Genomic DNA, 16,419 nt, shown 5'->3' with positions numbered 1-16,419 from the left:
TCCTCTGTGACTCCTCCCCCGGCTGAAGCCGGGGGCTTTTCGCTATGCCGGGTTGGCGTTGCGACGGACCAGCCCGGCCCGTAGAACGTTGGTGGCTCCGACTGTGTCGGCGTGTGCGGTGTGGCCGCAGGCGACGCAGTGGAACTTCTCCTGTGTGAGCCGGTTCTCCCTGGCGGTGTGCCCGCATTCGGGGCAGGTGCGGGAGGTGTTGCGGGGGTCCACGGCGATCACTTCCCGTCCGGCGCTTTCAGCCTTGGCGTGGAGGATCGTCAGGAACACCCCCCAACCGGCGTCGGCGATCGACTTGTTGAGCCCGGCCTTGGCGGCGGCCCCGTTGGGCAGGAAGGTGCCCGGCCGGTCGGGGTCGGGCTTCGGTGCGGGGGCCTTGATCATGTTGCGGATCTTGAGGTCTTCGTGCGCGATGACGTCGTGTGCGCGGACCAGTCCGAGGGCGGTCTTGTGTGCGTGGTCTAGCCGCTGACGCCGTACCTTGCCGTGGAGCTGGGTGACCTTGTCCACCGCGCGCTGGTGGTTGGCGGTGCGGTCCTTGGCCGTGCGGCGCGGGAACCGGGACAGGGCCTGCTGCGCGGCTTCGAGCTTGGCGGCCGCGCGGCGGCCGTGGCGCGGGTTGGGTACGAACTCGCCGTTGGAGTCGGCGAGGAAGTTCGCGATGCCCAGGTCGATGCCGACCACGCTGCCGGTCGCGGGCAGCGGTTTTGGCTGGTCCTGTTCGGCGGTGAGCACGACGAACCACTTGCAGCCCTCGCGCTTGACGGAAACGGTCTTGACCCGGCCGGCCACCGGGCGGTGCTGGTTGACTTTCACATGCCCGACTCCCTGGAGGCGGACACGGGTGAGGGGGTCGTACGGGGCGGAGTTCCACCGGCAGCCGTCGCCGTCCTTGGGGGAGTCCACCGTGTCGAACCGGTTCACCCCGCGAAAGCGCGGGTAGCCGGGTGCCTCACCGGACTTGACCCGGCGGAAGAACGCGGCGAACGCCTTGTCCAGACGGCGCAGGGTGGCCTGCTGCGAACTGAACGACCAGCGGCCCTGACGCTCCGGGTCGAACGCCCGGATCTCCTTGAGCTGCGCCGACTGCATCCCGTACTTGACGGTGGTCTTCGACGGGTGCCGGTAGGCGTCGCGGCGTTCGTGCAACGCCGCGTGGTAGAGGGAGCAGTGGTCGCGCAGCATCTCGGCGAGCGCCTGGGCCTGGCGCACGGTGGGCCGCAGAAGGAACTTGTACGCACGGATCATCCAGCCCACCCCCTCCGGTCGAGTTCACTTGATCCTAATACACTTGGCATATGTCACCACGCTGGGCACCAAATCCCGATATCCGACGGGGAAATCATGTCGTTTCCAACCTCCATGCCCACTTGGTGTTTGTCACCAGGTACCGGCGTGAGATCTTCAACGACGAGATGCTGACGCGCTGCGAGACGATCATGCGGGACGTGTGCGAGAGCTTCGGCGCGGAACTGCGCGAGTTCAACGGCGAAGGCGATCACGTCCACCTGCTCGTGCACTACCCGCCGAAGATCGCCCTGTCCAAGCTCGTCAACTCCCTCAAGGGCGTCAGCTCCCGCTACCTGCGGGCGGAATACACCGGCCGGATCAACCGGATCGGGATGGGCTCGGTGTTCTGGTCCCCGTCCTACTTCGCGGGGTCCTGCGGCGGCGCACCGCTGAGCATCGTCAAGGACTACATCGACAACCAGAAACGCCCCGCCTGACCGTCACCACGCGGACGCAGTGATCTCCGGCGCTCCGCGACTCCGGACCGAGGATCACATTCCCGCCCGGCCTGAAGGCCGGGATTCCCTGCGAAGATCAAAGGATGGAGGCACTGTCGGCCGGATTTGTCACGGTGCGGGGCTCGGGGACGTCACCCACGCCGCCGTTTTGCTTCGCCCGGACGCACAGCCCGACGTAGACCAGGTCGAGCACGCTGCACATGATGCCGAGCCCGAGCAGGAACCCGCCGTCATCCTCAAGAGTGCCAAAAAGGATCGTGGGCGCGAGCGTGCCGAGCCACTTGGCCACCGCGATCGTCACCGACTGCCCCCGCAGCCCGCGTCGCGCGACGAACATCGCGATGAACAGCGCGGACATCAGCAGGTTCTGGAGAAACGCCGAGTAGCCGGCCGCGTCCTCCGAACCGAACTTCGCCAGAAACAGCCACTGCACCGCGAACGACATCCCGAACAGCAGCACGCTCAGCCCTGCGAACATCCGCGGCGTGACGAACGACGGGAACTCGGCGCGGCCGTACCGGAAGAACGTGTACACGATGACCGCGTCGGCGATGCCCCACACCAGGTTGATGCCGCCCTGCACCGACGGGTCGAAGGCCAGGTTGTGCACCGCGTACGTCCACTCCCACGCGAAGTTCAGACCCAGCGCTACGGCGGGCATGGCGTAGGTGTGCTCGCGCACCCCGACCCGGATCGCTTCGATGTACACGATCGTCCAGGCGATGCCGCTCGCGAGGATGAGGGTGATGTGCATCTGCGTCTCCTATTGCGGATCTTCGAGGGGTCGCGCGGACGCTAACAGACACGTCCAGGGATGTATGTGAGCGATGACCGTTCTACCGAAGTGTGACGGGCGGGAGTCGCCATACGTAGGGGTCGGGCGTCCGGACTTCTTGTGCAAGCTCCGTGTCGCTCAGGGGAGTTGGGCGGGTGAGCAGGCGCGCCGTCGCCTCATAAAGTCGCCGGAACATGAGCCTGAACTCCCTCCAGGTCGAACCTCGCCCACACGCACTTCGCGTACGGCTCCTGTCGGCACCCCCACTGGTCGGCCAGCGCCGCGACGAGCGCGAGGCCGCGTCCGCCCTCTTCCTCCGGGGTCGAGTCGTAGGGTCGGGGGAGTCTGTCCCGGTCCGGGTCCGAGACCTCAAGGATCAACTCCGTGTCGTCGACGGTGAGTTCGACCTTGATCTGGGAGTGGGAGACCTTGCAATGGGTCACGGCGTTGGTGACGAGTTCGTTGGCCAACAGGGTTACGGCGTCGGCGAGTTCGTCGGTGATGCCCCAGTCGGCGAGGGCCTTGCGGACGCGTTGGCGGGCGGTGGGGACGTGGCTTCGGTGTTTGGGGATGCGGAAGCTTTCGGACGCGGGCATGGGGAACTCCGTCCTGACGTGGCGTCAAGTTGGGCTGCGCTGCGGCGCCTTCATGAAGCTACGGTCGGATTCGGCGCCTGCGCAACAGGTTCGAGTGAATGCATTCACCCGTCCACTTGATCGAGTGAACCGTTCTCGAAGGTGGCGACCCGTGTGGCATCGTTGCGGCAGAAGAGGGGAGGGCCCATGCCCGCAGGTGGACGACCGACGGTGCGCAGCAGGCGTTTGGGTACGGCGCTCAGGCAGTACCGGCACGCGGCCAAGCTCGATCAGCCGCAGGCCGCCGAGGTCATCGCGGCAAGTCAGGCCAGGATCAGCCGTCTTGAGAGTGGTCATGTCACGGCGCGCGTGATTGAAGTGCGGCTGCTGCTGGATGCGTACGGCGTCACCGACCCTGAAGTGCGGGCCAAGCTGGAGGAGTTGGCCAAGCGCTCGAAGAATCGGGGTTGGTGGCTGGAGCATGCGCAACATCTGCAGCCGGACTACTTGGACCACATCGCGTTGGAGGACGACGCGACCTATATCCGACAGTGGCAACCGGCGCTGGTGCCTGGGTTGTTGCAGACTCCGGCCTACGCTGAGGCGATCATCGCGGCAGGGCCCGACTACATCGCTCCGGAAAATCTTGAGCAGTTGGTGAAGGTCAGGGAAGGGCGCCAGGCGAAGATCGGGGAGGGCGGGGCGTCGTACACGGCCATCTTCTGGGAAGCCGCCGTCGTGCACCCATTGGTGAACGTCGACATCCACCGGGAGCAACTGTCCAAAATCCTCGCGGCCATGAAGAGGCAGAACGTCACTGTGCAGGTTCTGCCGCTCAGCGCGGGAGTGCTCGTGGGCTCGATCCCGGCGTTTTCATCGTTCAGCTTCGACTCGGAGCCCGCTGTCGAAGCTGTGGCCATGGAGAACCTGCGTGGTACGTCGGTCCTCGAAGCGCCAGATGATCTCGCGGCTTACGGCAACGCGTTCGACCTACTACGATCGGCGGCACTGGCACCGGAGGCGAGCGCGCGGCTCATCCGGGACGTACTGCGGAGCATGAAGGAAGAATGATCGTGACCGAGGTTGTGGGCGCATTTCGAAAGTCGTCGTACTCCGCGCAGCAGGGCGACTGCGTCGAGGTCGCCGACACCGCATCCCACTGCCGCGCTGTCCGTGACAGCAAGCACCCGGAAGACGACGCCCCCCTCCTCACCGTCTCCCGGGAAGCCTGGCGCAGCTTCGTCCAGTACCTCTGAACTACCCGCGAGGCAACGACGTGTTCGTGACCGGGAGTTGCCGCTCCGCCCCCGCCACGTACAAATCCCGCGGCGCCGTGCGCAGCACAAACGTGTCGTCGTAGCCCGTGACGCGGACCGACAGGACGAAGGAGCCGCCGTACGTGGCGACCGTCTTCACGTCGTACTCCTGCTCCCAATAGGTCTGCAGGAAGACCTCGGTGCCCGCGGGCTGGACCCCCTTGGGGAGGGTGACCTTGCCCGTGACGACGAGGACGTCGCCGGACTTCACCTTCTTCTTGCTGACCCGGTAACTGACCGAGCTGGACTGGGCGTTGGCGGTCACGGTGGTGTCCGCGTAGTAGCCGTCCTGCGGGGTGTCGAGGTCGCCGTCCACGTCGTAGAGGGCCGTGATCTCCACCCCCTGCTGGACGTTGAGCAGGCTGCTGCCGGTCGTGTGGTCGATGGCCACGTCAGGGATGGTGAACTTCCCGTTCGCGTCGGTGACCGGCGTGCCCAGGTCGCGGGGCTCGTAGTAGGTGGGGTCGATCGGGTCGCCCCACGGGTTCCAGGTGGTGAACCTGACGACTTCCTGCACGGTGACGGGGATGTTCGGCGCGGGCGTGCCGTCGGCCTTGGTGACCGTGCCGGTGACGTCGACGCGGCGGTCGGCGGAGGTGGTGGCGGCCGGGTCGGTGGTCACCTTCAGGACGTAGGCGTCGCCGGGGGAGGGGGCTGCGGAGGCGGTGGGCGCGGACAGGGTGCCGACGGCGAGCAGTAGCGCGGCGGTGGCGGCGAGCCGCGTCGGCAGGGATTTTCTGGGCATGGGGCAACTCCAACTTCGGTCGGGAGTTCAGGAGTTGCGCCGCGGAGGTGCGACGCAACGGGTTCGACCGGTGGAGTGGGGTGGGAGTTGTTCCCTGTGCTGTCGCTGTTACGTGGCTGTGGCGGGGGGTGGGTTTGTCCCGGTTACGGGTTCACCTCGATGTCGGGCGCAGGCCGCCCGCCGTCTTCTACGACGCCGAAGGGCGCCCCGCAACCAACTCCGCGGGGCGCCCTTCGTGTCGTGGCCGAGAAGGCCGTAGCCGAAAGGTCAGAGCTTCTCGATCACATAGTCGATGCACTTCGTCAGGGCCTCGACGTCCGCCGGGTCGATCGCCGGGAACATCGCCACGCGGAGCTGGTTGCGGCCGAGCTTGCGGTAGGGCTCGGTGTCGACGATGCCGTTGGCGCGCAGGACCTTGGCGATCGCCGCCGCGTCGATCTCGTCGGCGAAGTCGATCGTGCCGATGACCTGCGACCGCTTGGTGGGGTCGGACACGAAGGGGGTCGCGTGCTTCGACTCCTCCGCCCAGCTGTAGAGGCGGTTCGACGAGTCCTTCGTGCGGGCCGTCGACCAGGCCAGGCCGCCCTGGCCGTTGATCCACTCCAGCTGCTCGTTGAGGAGGAACAGGGTGGCGAGGGCCGGGGTGTTGTACGTCTGGTTCTTGCGGGAGTTGTCGATCGCCGTCGGGAGCGAGAAGAACTCCGGGACGTGGCGGCCGGACGCGTGGATGCGCTCCGCGCGCTCGATCGCGGCCGGGGAGAAGACGCCGATCCACAGGCCGCCGTCGGAGGCGAAGGACTTCTGCGGGGCGAAGTAGTAGACGTCCGTCTCGGTGATGTCGACCGGGAGGCCGCCCGCGCCCGAGGTGGCGTCGACCAGGACCAGCGCGCCGTCGTCGGCGCCCGCGACGCGCTTGATGGGCGCGGCCACACCCGTCGACGTCTCGTTGTGCGTGAACGCGTACACGTCCACGCCCGCCTCGGCGGCCGGGTCCGGGTGCGTGCCGGGGTCGGACGCGATGACGGTCGGCTCGGCCAGCCACGGGGCCAGCTTGGCCGCCTTGGCGAACTTGGAGCTGAACTCCCCGAAGTTCAGGTGCTGCGACTTGTTCTCGATGAGGCCGTGGGTCGCGACGTCCCAGAAGGCCGTCGAGCCGCCGTTGCCGAGGACGACCTCGTAGCCCTCGGGGAGGGAGAACAGCGCGGAGACGCCCTCGCGCACCTTGCCGACCAGGTTCTTCACCGGGGCCTGGCGGTGGGAGGTGCCCAGCAGAGACGTACCGGTGGCGGCCAGCGCGTCCAGCGCCTCCGTCCGCACCTTGGAGGGGCCAGCGCCGAACCGTCCGTCGGCGGGCTTGATGTCAGCGGGAATCTCGATATCAGCCACGAGCCGGAGCGTATCCCCTCGGTGAAACCGGACGGAAACGCGTCCGTTCGATGAGACGACCGCTCCGGCCGCTGGACAGACGGTGAGCTACGGCGTCAGCCGCACCGGCAGCTCGAAGATGTCGTTCTGCGTCACCACCGGCTTGTTGCGCAGCTCGCTCGCCGGGACCGCCAGGTCCAGGTGCGGGAAGCGCTCGTAGAGGGCGGGGAGCGCCACGTCCGCCTCCAGGCGCGACAGGGCCGCGCCGGGGCAGACGTGCGGGCCGTGGCCGAAGGAGATGTGCCGGTTCTCGCTGGTGCGGGTGATGTCGAACTCGCCGGCCGTCGGGCCGTGCGCCTGCTCGTCGCGGCCGATCGCGGCGTACGACACGATCAGCGCGTCCCCGGCGGGGAGGACCTTGTCGCCGACCTGGACGTCCTCCGTGGCGAAGCGGATCAGGACGTGCGAGGTGGGCGTGGAGTGGCGCAGGGTCTCCTCGACCACCGAGGACCAGTCGGCCTCGCCGGCCAGCACCAGGGCGCGCTGGACGGGGTGTGTCGACAGGTTGACGACCGCGTTGACGATCAGCGAGATCGTCGTCTCGTGGCCCGCCGCGACCATCAGCTGGAGTGTGGAGACGATCTCCTCGTCGGTGAGGTGGTCGCCGTCCTCGGAGGCCGCGATCAGGGCCGACGTCAGGTCGTCGCCGGGCTCCGCGCGCTTGGCCGCGACCGTCGCCGCCATGATGCCCGCGAGTTCCGTGAGGGTGGCTATCACCTCGGCCGGCGGGGTCTGCGTCGAGAAGAACTTCTCGAACAGCTCCTTCAGGCGCGGGAGTTGGGACTCCGCGATGCCCATGAGGTCGGCGATGACGTACATGGGCAGCGGGTACGCGAACTCCGCCTTCAGGTCGACGACTTCACCCTCGGCGGCCTCAACTCCGTCGAGCAGCCCCTCCGTCAGTTTCGCGATCCGCTCCCGCATCTGCTCCACCCGGCGCGGGGTGAGCGCCTGCGCGACCAGCGTCCGCATCCTGCGGTGGTCGGCGCCGTCCACGGTCAGCATGGAACGGCCCGGGTTCGCCAGCCCGATCAGCGGCCAGTCCGGGGGTATCTCCCCGCGCTGCCAGGCCCCCCACACGTTGATGTCCTTCACCAGCCGCGGATCCGTGAGCAGCTGTTTCGCCTCGGCGTGATGGGTCACGGCCCATACGGGCACCCCACCGGGGAGTTCTACGGCGGCCAGCGGACCGGCCGCCCGAAGCCTGGCGCTCTCGCCGTCCAGGTCGCCGACGAAGGGGTCGAGAACGATGCGCGTGCTCATACGGGCGTGCCTCCCAGGGCAGGACTCAACGATCGGAACTCGGAAGTCGGAAGTCGGGACTCGGAACTCAGAGCGCGGGTACGGGCGTGAACCGCACCGGCAGCGCGGTCAGTCCCCGCAGCCACGGCGAGGGGCGCCGCGTCAGGGAGTCGGCCGGTACCGCCAGGTCGATGTCCGGCAGCCGGTCCAGTACGACCTCGATGCCCGTCCGCGCGATGACCTCGGCGACCTCCTGCGCGGGGAACGGACACCGGTGCTCCCCGTGCCCGAAGGAGAAGTGCGCGTTGTTGCCGCCGGTGAGCGCGGAGCCGTCGGTGCGGACCTGGGGGTCGGAGTTGGCGCCCTGGAGGCCGAGGAGGAGCAGGTCGCCGGTGCGGATGCGGCGGCCGCCGAGCTGGGTGTCGCGGGAGGCCCAGCGCCCGGCCACGTTCTGGGTCGGGGTGTCCTCCCACAGGACCTCGTTCATCGCCTCGGCGACACTGTTGCGGCCACCGAAGAGGGAGGCCGCGAAACGGTCGTCCGTCAGCATCAGCCGCAGCGAGTTGCCGATCCAGTCGGCGGTCGGCTGGTGGCCGGCCGCCATCATCACCATCAGGTCCTGGGCGATCTCCACGTCGTCGAAGCCGGACTCGTGCGCCAGCATCCGCGACACGACGTCGTCGGCCGGCTCGTCCTTCCGGTCGGCCAGCAACCGCCCCATGGACGTGGCGAGATGGGTCTGCCCGGCGATCGCGCGATCCCGGCCGTCGATCATGTCGTTGAGCGCGGTGACCAGTCCCGGGCCCTGCTCGTCCCGGAAGCCGTAGAGCCGGGCCAGGACCCGCACCGGCAGCAGCATCGCGTAGTCGCCGACGATGTCCGTCTCGCCCTTGGCGCAGATCCCGTCGATCAGCTCGTCCGCGAACTTCTCGGTGTACGACCGCAGTTCGGACGGATCCACGGCCTCCAGCGCGTCGCTGATCATGCCGACACGCTCGCGGTGCCGTTCGCCGACCGTGTAGAGGATCGACGGCTGCTTGCGGCCGATCATCGGCAGCAGCGGCCAGTCGTCGGGGATGTGGTCCCACTGGCTCCACAGGTCCGAGTCACGGCTGAACAGCACGGGATCGCCGGTGACTTGGTGCAGTTCGCGGTAGCCGAGCACCAGCCAGGCCGGGATGTCGCCGTCCAGCACCACGGGCGTCACGGAGCCGTGCTCGCGCCGCATCTCCCGGTACAGCTGCGCCGGTTCGGTCTGGAACCTGGGTCCACTCAGCGGTACGGGCGCGGTCACAGAGCCAACTCCTGGTGGGGGACGGGGACTTGCAGACGGGCGGGGCCCTGGGTGCCGTAGGAACTCTTGACGTGTTCGACCAGGGTGATCAGGACCTGCTTCGCGGACGCGCGGGAGCGGGCGTCGCAGTCCAGGAGGGGGACGTGCGGGTCGAGGTCGAGGGCCTCGCGGATCTGCCGCGGGGTGTAGGCGGGGCCGCCGAAGTCGTTGCAGGCCACGATGAAGGGGGTGCCGTGGTGTTCGAGGCGGTCGATGGCGTACCAGGAGTCGCCGATGCGGCGGGTGTCGACGAGGACGACCGCGCCGAGCGTCCCGGAGAACAGCCGGTCCCAGAGGAACCAGAACCGTTCCTGGCCGGGGGCGCCGAACAGGTAGAGCACATTGCGGGCGTCGAGCGTGATGCGGCCGAAGTCGAAGGCGACGGTCGTCGCGGACTTGCCGCGCACCTCGCTGATGTCGTCGACGGCTTCGCCGGCCTTGGTCATCGTCTCCTCGGTGTTGAGGGGACGTATCTCGCTGACCGAACGGACCAGGGTGGTCTTGCCGACGCCGAAGCCGCCGACGACCACGATCTTGATGCCGTTGTCGGCGGAGGCACCCAAGGGGGTGCGCGCGTCAGAGGTTGCGGAGTCCAACGAGCACCTGTTCCAGGACGTCGGGATCGGACACGGCCCTCCGCGGATGCCGGGCACTGACCCGGCCGGCCGCGAGAAGGTCGGAGAGGAGGATCTTGGTGATGCTCACCGGGAGCCTCAGCTCGGCCGCCAACTCCACCACCGCGGTGGGGTGTTCGGTGAGCCGCAGGATCGCCGCGTGCTCCGACTGCATGCCGGTCACCGGATCGCACTCGGCGACCACGAGGGTCACCAGGTCGAACGGGTTGTCCGGTGCGGAACGGGCGCGGCCCCCGGTGAGCGTGTAGAGGCGGTCGGGTGAGTCGTCCCTGCCGGGGCGGCTCATCACGAACGGGGTTCCGCGCGCAGGTGCTCGCCGAGCTGTTCGACCAGCTCGCTCATGTTGTGCCCGATCAGACCCGCGTCCGCGTCCTCCGCGGTGACCAGCGCCAGATGCGCGCCCTCGCCCGCCTCGACGATGAACAGCACCCCGCCGTAGAACTCCGTCATCGCGGAGCGCACACCCCCGCTGCCGTCCCCGAACTCCACCGACGCGCCGTGCGACAGCGACTGGATCCCGGCGGCGATCGCGGCGAGCTGGTCGGCCTGGTCGACGGAGAGTTCGGGCGTCCGGCACAGCTTCAGGCCGTCCCGGGACAGCACCAGCGCGTGTCGCGCGCCCGGGGTGCGCTCCAGGAGGCCCTCGATGAGCCAGGTGAGCTTCTCGTCGGCGGTGGTCGTGCCGGTCATGAGGTGGGGTTGCCTTCCGGGTGCGGACGGGTGAGGGACGTGGTCGGTTCGGAGCGCTCCGGCTCCGACTCCGGTACGGGCGCGGGCTGTTCGGTCATCGTGTCGAACTCCGGTACGGACGAGCGCCGTTCGGCCGTAGTCGCGCCGAACTCCCTTACAGGCGCGGGCCGTTCGGCGTTCGCACCGGACTCCGGTACGGGCGTGCCCTGTTCGACGGTCGCGCCGAACTCCGGTACGGGCGGGAGCTGTTCGATCATCGCGCCCCGTACGGCCTGGCGGAAACTGTTGAAGCGAGTCGCCCGGGCCAGGGTGTCGTCGGCCGTGGGCGCGGGACGCGGCAGCACGGGAGCCGCCGCCTCCGCCCGCGCGCGTGAACGCTCGGCCTCCGCCAGCGCCTGGCCCCGGCGCCGCTTGGGCAGGCCTTCGGGGAGGTCGCCCGGGGCGGCGTCCGGCCGCGACTCGGCGAGAACCTCCGACAAGGCGTCGGACAGCTCGTCGCGGTCCGGGGACTCGTGCGTGGGCACCGGGTCCGGGTCCAGGTCGGAGCCGGCGCGCGCGGAGGCGTACGACACCCGCAGCTGTCCCGGGACGAGCGGTTCCGGTGCGGTCTCCGGCTCCGGGTCCTTGTTCAGCGGTGCGGCCGACGGCTCGGGGAGCGCGAGGACCTCCTGCGGAGCCGCCGGGGCGTCCTGCGGCACCAGGATGTCCTGCGGTACGAGCATCAGGACGCCCGTGCCGCCGCGCGCGGAGGGCCGGTACGACACCTTCAGGCCGTACTTGCGGGCCAGCCGCCCGACGACCGCGAGGCCCAGCCGGGTGCCGGTGAGACCGCCCAGCTCGGCGGAGTCACCGCCCACGGCCCGTTCGGCGCGCCGGAGTTGGATGTCGCCCATGACCAGACCGCTGTCCTCGACGGACACGATGGCCCCGGCCGGCACCTCCTCGACGTACACATGCACCTCGGCGGTCGGCGGCGAGAAGTTCGCGGCGTTGTCGAGGAGTTCGGCGAGCGCGTGCATCACGCCCTCGGCCGCGTGCCCGGCGACGGCGGCGTCGCTCGTGGAGTGCACCCGCACCCGCTGGTAGCCGCTGATCCGGCCCATCGCGCCGCGCAGGATCGACTCCATGGCGATCGGACGGGCCCAACGCCGCCCGGAGCGTGCCCCGGTGAGGACGGCGACGGAGTCGGCGAGACGGCCCGCCTGCGCGGTGCGGTGGTCCAGGTGCAGCAGATCGGCGAGGACGTCCTCGTCGGAGTGCCGCTCCTCCATCGCGCGCAGGTCGGCGAGCATGCCGGTGGCCAGCGCCTGCATACGGCCCGCCGCGTTGGCGGTCGCGGACAGCGCGGCGGCCCGCTCCTGGGAGTCCCGGCGGGCCCGCTCGGCCAACTGCTTGTTCTCGGCGGTCAGTCGGGCCCGCTCCAGGGTGGATTCCTCCGTGAGGCGGCTGCGCTCCTCCGCGAAGGACGTGGTGAGCCGCATCCGCTCCTGGGAGAACTCGGAGGTCAACCGGGCGCGTTCCTGCGTGAGTTCGGCGGTCAGCCGGGCCCGCTCGTGGGTCAGCTCCTCGGTCAGCTGAACGCGCTCGCGGTCCAACTCCGTGCTCAGCCGCGCCCGTTCCTGCAGCAGCCGGCCCGCTTCCAGGGTGACGGCCTCCAGCCGGCGGCGGGTGACACGGGCGGTCTGGTAGGCGTGCGCCGCCGCCGCGACGGCCGCGCACAGCAGCAGCGCGCCGGCGCCCGCCGCGCAGGCGACCGCGAGGCGCTGCGAGCGGGGTGCCACGGAGACCGCGCCGGCGACCGCGAGTCCGGCCAGGACGGCGGTGAGCAGCGGGGCGGGGGCGAGGGTGCGGAAGGTGGGTCGTTCGCCGGGAAGCATGGGGGCGGTCATGAAGGGGGTCCTCGGTCGGTCCTCGGGCGTCTTTGGTCGGGTCCTCTGTCGTCCTCGGTCGTGTCCTCGGGGGGTGCTCGTGGTTCCTGGGCGAGAAGCGACACCGGGTGCTCAACTGTCGGTCACTATATGAGAGTTAGTGATCGAACTGGGGAGGTTCTGGATGCGTTTACAGAATCCGTCCATGCTGGGGGTATGCCGGATCTTCAGTCGGAGCTGACGAGAACCGTCCGGGGCGAGGTCGGTTTCGACGTCACGTCCCGGGCGCTCACGACGATGGACGCGTCCAACTACCGACGCGTCCCCCTGGGCGTCGTCGCACCCCGCGACGCCGACGACGTGGCGGCCACTCTCGCCGCCTGCCGGGCCCACGGAGTCCCGGTCGTGGCACGCGGCGGCGGCACCTCCATCGCCGGCCAGGCGACCGGCACCGGCGTGGTCCTCGACTTCACCCGCCACATGAACCGCCTGCTGTCCCTGGACCCCGCCGCCCGCACCGCCCTCGTCCAGCCCGGACTGGTCCTCGACCGCCTCCAACAGGCCGCCGCCCCACACCGGTTGCGCTTCGGCCCCGACCCCTCGACCCACAGCCGCTGCACCCTCGGCGGCATGATCGGCAACAACTCCTGCGGCTCCCACTCGGTCGCCTGGGGCACCACGGCGGACAACGTGAGCGAGCTGTCGGTCCTCACCGCACGCGGCGACTCCCTGCGCCTGGGCCAGGACTGGGCGGGCGCCCCGTCAGGCCTACGCCCCCTCGTGGAGGGCGAGTTGGCCCGCCTGCGCACCGGCTTCCCCGACCTCCCCCGCCGTATCTCCGGCTACGCCCTGGACGCCCTCCTCCCCGAGAAGGGCGCCGACGTCGCCCGCTCCTTCTGTGGCAGCGAGGGCACGCTGGGCATCCTCACGGAAGCGGTCGTACGACTCGTCGAGGCACCCCGCGCGCGTGCCCTCGCCGTGCTGGCGTACGCCGACGAGAGCGCGGCGGCGGAGGCGGCGGCCGGCCTGCTGGTCCACGGCCCGCTCACGATCGAGGGGATGGCCGCCGACCTGGTCCGCTCCACGGCCGACCTCCCCCGGGGCGGCGCCTGGCTGTTCGTGGAGACCGGCGGCGACACGGCGGCGGAGGCACGCGCGCGTGCCGGGACGATCGTCCGCGCGGCCGACGTCGTCGACTCCCTGGTGGTGACGGACCCGGCGGCCCAACGGGCGCTGTGGCGCATCCGCGAGGACGCGAGCGGTACGGCGACGAGGATGCCCGACGGCTCCGAGGCGTGGCCCGGCTGGGAGGACTGTGCGGTACCGCCGACCCAACTGGGCGCGTATCTGCGGGACTTCAGGGCGCTCCTCGGGACGTACGACCTGCGCGGCACGCCCTACGGCCACTTCGGGGACGGCTGCATCCACGTCCGCATCGACTTCGACCTGCTGACGTCGCCGGGCATCGCCCGCTTCCGCCGCTTCTCCGAGGACCTGGCCGACCTGGTCGTCGCCCACGGCGGCTCCCTCTCCGGCGAACACGGCGACGGCCAGGCCCGCGCGGAGTTGCTGCCGAAGATGTACGGCGACGAGATGGTGACCCTCTTCGAGCGCGCGAAAGCGGTATGGGACCCGGACGACCTCCTGAACCCCGGGATGCTGGTCCGCCCGGCCCCCCTCGACACGAACCTCCGCTTCGCCGTCCTGCCCCGCGAACCGGTGGACGTGGTCTTCGGCTACCCGCACGACGGCGGCGACTTCACGGCGGCGGTGCGGCGGTGCGTAGGAGTCGCCAAGTGCCGTACGACGGAGGCGTCCGGCCCCTCCGTGATGTGCCCGTCGTTCCGCGCGACCGGCGAGGAGGCGCACTCCACGCGCGGGCGGGCCCGGCTGCTGCACGAGATGCTCGCGGGCGAACTGGTCACCGACGGCTGGCGGTCGACGGAGGTCCGGGACGCGCTGGACCTGTGCCTGTCCTGCAAGGGCTGCCGCACGGACTGCCCGGTCGGGGTCGACATGGCCACCTACAAGGCGGAGTTCCTGCACCACCACTACGAGGGGAGACGGCGGCCCGCGTCCCACTACACGATGGGGTGGCTGCCGCGCTGGCTGCGGCTGGTGGAGCGGACGCATACGGCCTGGCTGGTCAACTCCCTTGCTGCGGTTGGCCCGTTGGCATGGCTGGCGAAGCGGCTGGGCGGGATCGCGCCGGAGCGGAGGTTTCCGCGGGTGGCGGGGGTGACGTTCACCAGGTGGTGGTCGCGAGGGTTCAGGGAAAAACTGCGGCAGTCGCTCGCCGCGTGGAAGGCCGGCGAGCGGACCGAGGGACTCCGCCCTGTCGTCCAGCTCTGGCCGGACACCTTCACGGAACACTTCGCGCCGTCCGTGGGGAAGGCGGCTGTGCGGGTGCTGGAGGCGGCGGGGGTGGGCGTGACGCTGACGCCGCATGTGCGCATGATGGTGAAGAGGACACCCGAGGGTGCCATCTCGTCGGTGGGCGGGAACGTGTGGCTGTTCCGCCGACGCCGAGTCTGCTGCGGCCTGACCTACATCTCGACGGGACAGCTCGACCGCGCCCGCGCGGTGCTGCGCAACACGCTCGACCTGCTGGACGCTCACCTCATCCCGGAGTTGGACGACGCTCGCGCGCCTGTCGTCGTCCTGGAGCCGAGTTGCGCGGCAGCCCTCCGCACCGACCTTCCCGAACTCCTCCCCGACGACCCCCGCGCGGCCCGCCTCGCCGCGTCGGTCCTCACCTTCGCCGAGGCACTGGAACGCCTCGCCCCCGACTGGACCCCGCCCCGCGTCGACCGCCCCGCGGTCGGCCAGACCCACTGCCACCAGCACGCGGTACTCGGAGACACCGCGGACCGCAGGCTGCGCTCCGCCGCCGGCCTCACGGGCGAACTGTCCGGAGGCTGCTGCGGTTTGGCGGGCAACTTCGGCTTCGAGAAGGGCCACTACGAGGTGTCGGCGACCTGCGCGGAGGAACAACTCCTCCCCTCCGTACGGGAGGCACAGGACGGCACGGTGGTCCTGGCGGACGGCTTCTCGTGCCGTACGCAGCTGGAGCAGTTGGCCGGAGTACGGGGCAGACACTTGGCCGAGGTCCTGGCGGAAGCACTGGAGGCAGAAGCACTTTGATGGACGAACTCGACCGGGTCGCGGTCCTCTCCGACATCCACGGCGTGCTCCCCGCCCTGGAGGCGGTCCTCGCCGAACCGGAGGTGGCCGCCGCCGACCGCGTCGTCCTCACCGGCGACATCACGGCCGGCCCCCAACCGGCGGAAGTAGTAGACCTGTTGCGCGCACAGGGCGACCGTGTCCTGTGGATCTCGGGCAACGCGGACCGCGAACTGGTCGAGTACCGCAGAGGCGAACGCACCGAGATCCCCGACCCGATCGCCCCCTACGCGGCAACGGCCCTCCGCACAGACCAGATCGACTTCCTCGCGACCCTCCCCAAAACCCTGACCCTCACGCTCCGAGGCCTCGGCAAGGTCCTCTTCTGCCACGCAACTCCCCGGGACGACGAGGAAGTCGTCCTGGTCGACTCCCGCCCGTCCCGCTGGACGGAGGTCCTGGCCGACCTCGCCGAAGACATCCGCACAGTGGTCTGCGGCCACACCCACATGCCGTACGTCCGCCTCGCCCACGGCCGTCTGATCATCAACCCCGGCAGCGTGGGCATGCCCTACGGCCGCACCGGCGCCCACTGGTGCCTCCTCGGCCCCGGCACGGACCTCCGCGTCACGCCGTACGACATCCCGACCGCGATCACCCGCCTCGTCCACGAGTCCGCCTACCCGGAGATCGCCGACTGGGCGGACTACTTCCTCAACGCCCGGGCGTCGGACACGGAGGCGCTGGAGACGTTCGGACCCCGGGACGGGCGGCGGGGTGAGGCTGTGGTTGAGGGAGACGAAGTGGTCAGGGCCCTGCTGGCGGCGATGGCGACCTTGGACGATCTCGTAGAGGTGGGGCACGACTCGCATTCGGCGTTGAGCACCCTGGAAGAGATCGCCCATGAGCTCGGCAGGATGGATTCGGGTGAGCGT

At 69.9% G+C, this 16,419-nt stretch carries 15 protein-coding genes and 1 pseudogene; 5 read left to right on the top strand and 11 right to left on the bottom strand.

What is annotated here, in order from left to right; genetic code table 11:
* Positions 1-42 precede the first annotated feature (42 nt).
* The gene (locus tag ACIBJH_RS05335; protein WP_399115467.1) at positions 43-1,257 is read right to left on the bottom strand and encodes an RNA-guided endonuclease InsQ/TnpB family protein; all 1,215 of its coding nucleotides are present in this window, start codon (positions 1,255-1,257) and stop codon (positions 43-45) included.
* Positions 1,258-1,307: 50 nt separating this feature from the next.
* On the opposite strand from ACIBJH_RS05335, the gene tnpA reads away from it, so the two are divergent.
* Positions 1,308-1,736 carry an IS200/IS605 family transposase gene (gene tnpA, locus ACIBJH_RS05330; protein ID WP_399115466.1) on the top strand — a complete coding sequence of 143 codons (429 nt, stop codon included), beginning with the start codon at positions 1,308-1,310 and terminating at the stop codon, positions 1,734-1,736.
* A 97-nt stretch (positions 1,737-1,833) separates the two neighbouring features.
* Here tnpA and ACIBJH_RS05325 read toward each other — a convergent pair whose 3' ends face one another.
* Both ACIBJH_RS05325 and ACIBJH_RS05320 read right to left on the bottom strand, forming a co-directional pair.
* Entirely contained in the window at positions 1,834-2,511 is a 678-nt protein-coding gene (locus tag ACIBJH_RS05325) for a hypothetical protein (RefSeq protein ID WP_399115465.1), read from the bottom strand.
* Between the two features lie 197 nt (positions 2,512-2,708).
* Positions 2,709-3,128 (bottom strand): ATP-binding protein, encoded by a 420-nt coding sequence (locus ACIBJH_RS05320; RefSeq protein WP_399115464.1) that lies wholly within the window; start codon positions 3,126-3,128, stop codon positions 2,709-2,711.
* 186 nt (positions 3,129-3,314) lie between these two features.
* Between ACIBJH_RS05320 and ACIBJH_RS05315 the strand changes: the two genes are divergently transcribed.
* Entirely contained in the window at positions 3,315-4,178 is an 864-nt protein-coding gene (locus tag ACIBJH_RS05315; protein WP_399115463.1) for a helix-turn-helix domain-containing protein, read from the top strand.
* A 2-nt stretch (positions 4,179-4,180) separates the two neighbouring features.
* On the top strand, positions 4,181-4,363 hold the full coding sequence (locus ACIBJH_RS05310; protein ID WP_399115462.1) for a DUF397 domain-containing protein: 183 nt from the start codon (positions 4,181-4,183) through the stop codon (positions 4,361-4,363).
* Between the two features lies 1 nt (position 4,364).
* On the opposite strand, the gene ACIBJH_RS05305 is transcribed toward ACIBJH_RS05310, so the two are convergent.
* The 8 genes from ACIBJH_RS05305 to ACIBJH_RS05270 all read right to left on the bottom strand — a co-directional run bounded on the left by ACIBJH_RS05305 (position 4,365) and on the right by ACIBJH_RS05270 (position 12,382).
* On the bottom strand, positions 4,365-5,168 hold the full coding sequence (locus ACIBJH_RS05305) for an acyl carrier protein (protein WP_399115461.1): 804 nt from the start codon (positions 5,166-5,168) through the stop codon (positions 4,365-4,367).
* A gap of 267 nt (positions 5,169-5,435) precedes the next feature.
* Entirely contained in the window at positions 5,436-6,554 is a 1,119-nt protein-coding gene (serC, locus tag ACIBJH_RS05300; protein WP_399115460.1) for a phosphoserine transaminase, read from the bottom strand.
* An 87-nt stretch (positions 6,555-6,641) separates the two neighbouring features.
* A complete protein-coding gene (locus ACIBJH_RS05295; RefSeq protein WP_399115459.1) occupies positions 6,642-7,856 on the bottom strand; it encodes a cytochrome P450 in 1,215 nt (404 codons plus the stop codon).
* Between the two features lie 67 nt (positions 7,857-7,923).
* The gene (locus ACIBJH_RS05290) at positions 7,924-9,129 is read right to left on the bottom strand and encodes a cytochrome P450 (RefSeq protein ID WP_399115458.1); all 1,206 of its coding nucleotides are present in this window, start codon (positions 9,127-9,129) and stop codon (positions 7,924-7,926) included.
* Positions 9,126-9,764 carry a GTP-binding protein gene (locus tag ACIBJH_RS05285; RefSeq protein ID WP_399115457.1) on the bottom strand — a complete coding sequence of 213 codons (639 nt, stop codon included), beginning with the start codon at positions 9,762-9,764 and terminating at the stop codon, positions 9,126-9,128. The genes ACIBJH_RS05290 and ACIBJH_RS05285 overlap by 4 nt, the downstream gene beginning before the upstream one ends.
* Positions 9,745-10,089: a DUF742 domain-containing protein gene (locus tag ACIBJH_RS05280; protein ID WP_200714312.1), complete on the bottom strand. Its 345-nt coding sequence runs from the start codon at positions 10,087-10,089 to the stop codon at positions 9,745-9,747. Before ACIBJH_RS05280 ends, ACIBJH_RS05285 begins: the two co-directional genes overlap by 20 nt.
* Positions 10,089-10,493 (bottom strand): roadblock/LC7 domain-containing protein, encoded by a 405-nt coding sequence (locus ACIBJH_RS05275; protein WP_019057294.1) that lies wholly within the window; start codon positions 10,491-10,493, stop codon positions 10,089-10,091. Before ACIBJH_RS05275 ends, ACIBJH_RS05280 begins: the two co-directional genes overlap by 1 nt.
* Positions 10,490-12,382, bottom strand: a complete 1,893-nt coding sequence (locus ACIBJH_RS05270; RefSeq protein WP_399115456.1) for an ATP-binding protein — start codon at positions 12,380-12,382, stop codon at positions 10,490-10,492. The genes ACIBJH_RS05275 and ACIBJH_RS05270 overlap by 4 nt, the downstream gene beginning before the upstream one ends.
* A 195-nt stretch (positions 12,383-12,577) precedes the next feature.
* On the opposite strand from ACIBJH_RS05270, the gene ACIBJH_RS05265 reads away from it, so the two are divergent.
* Positions 12,578-15,505, top strand: a complete 2,928-nt coding sequence (locus ACIBJH_RS05265) for an FAD-binding and (Fe-S)-binding domain-containing protein (RefSeq protein WP_399115455.1) — start codon at positions 12,578-12,580, stop codon at positions 15,503-15,505.
* Positions 15,505-16,257, top strand: a pseudogene (locus ACIBJH_RS05260) (metallophosphoesterase family protein); the annotation flags it as partial. The gene ACIBJH_RS05265 and the pseudogene ACIBJH_RS05260, both read left to right, overlap by 1 nt.
* Between the last annotated feature and the right edge of the window lie 162 nt (positions 16,258-16,419).

This window comes from Streptomyces sp. NPDC050548 (assembly GCF_044457385.1).
Taxonomy (GTDB): Bacteria; Actinomycetota; Actinomycetes; order Streptomycetales; family Streptomycetaceae; genus Streptomyces.
This window is presented reverse-complemented; position numbering and strand designations above follow the sequence as displayed.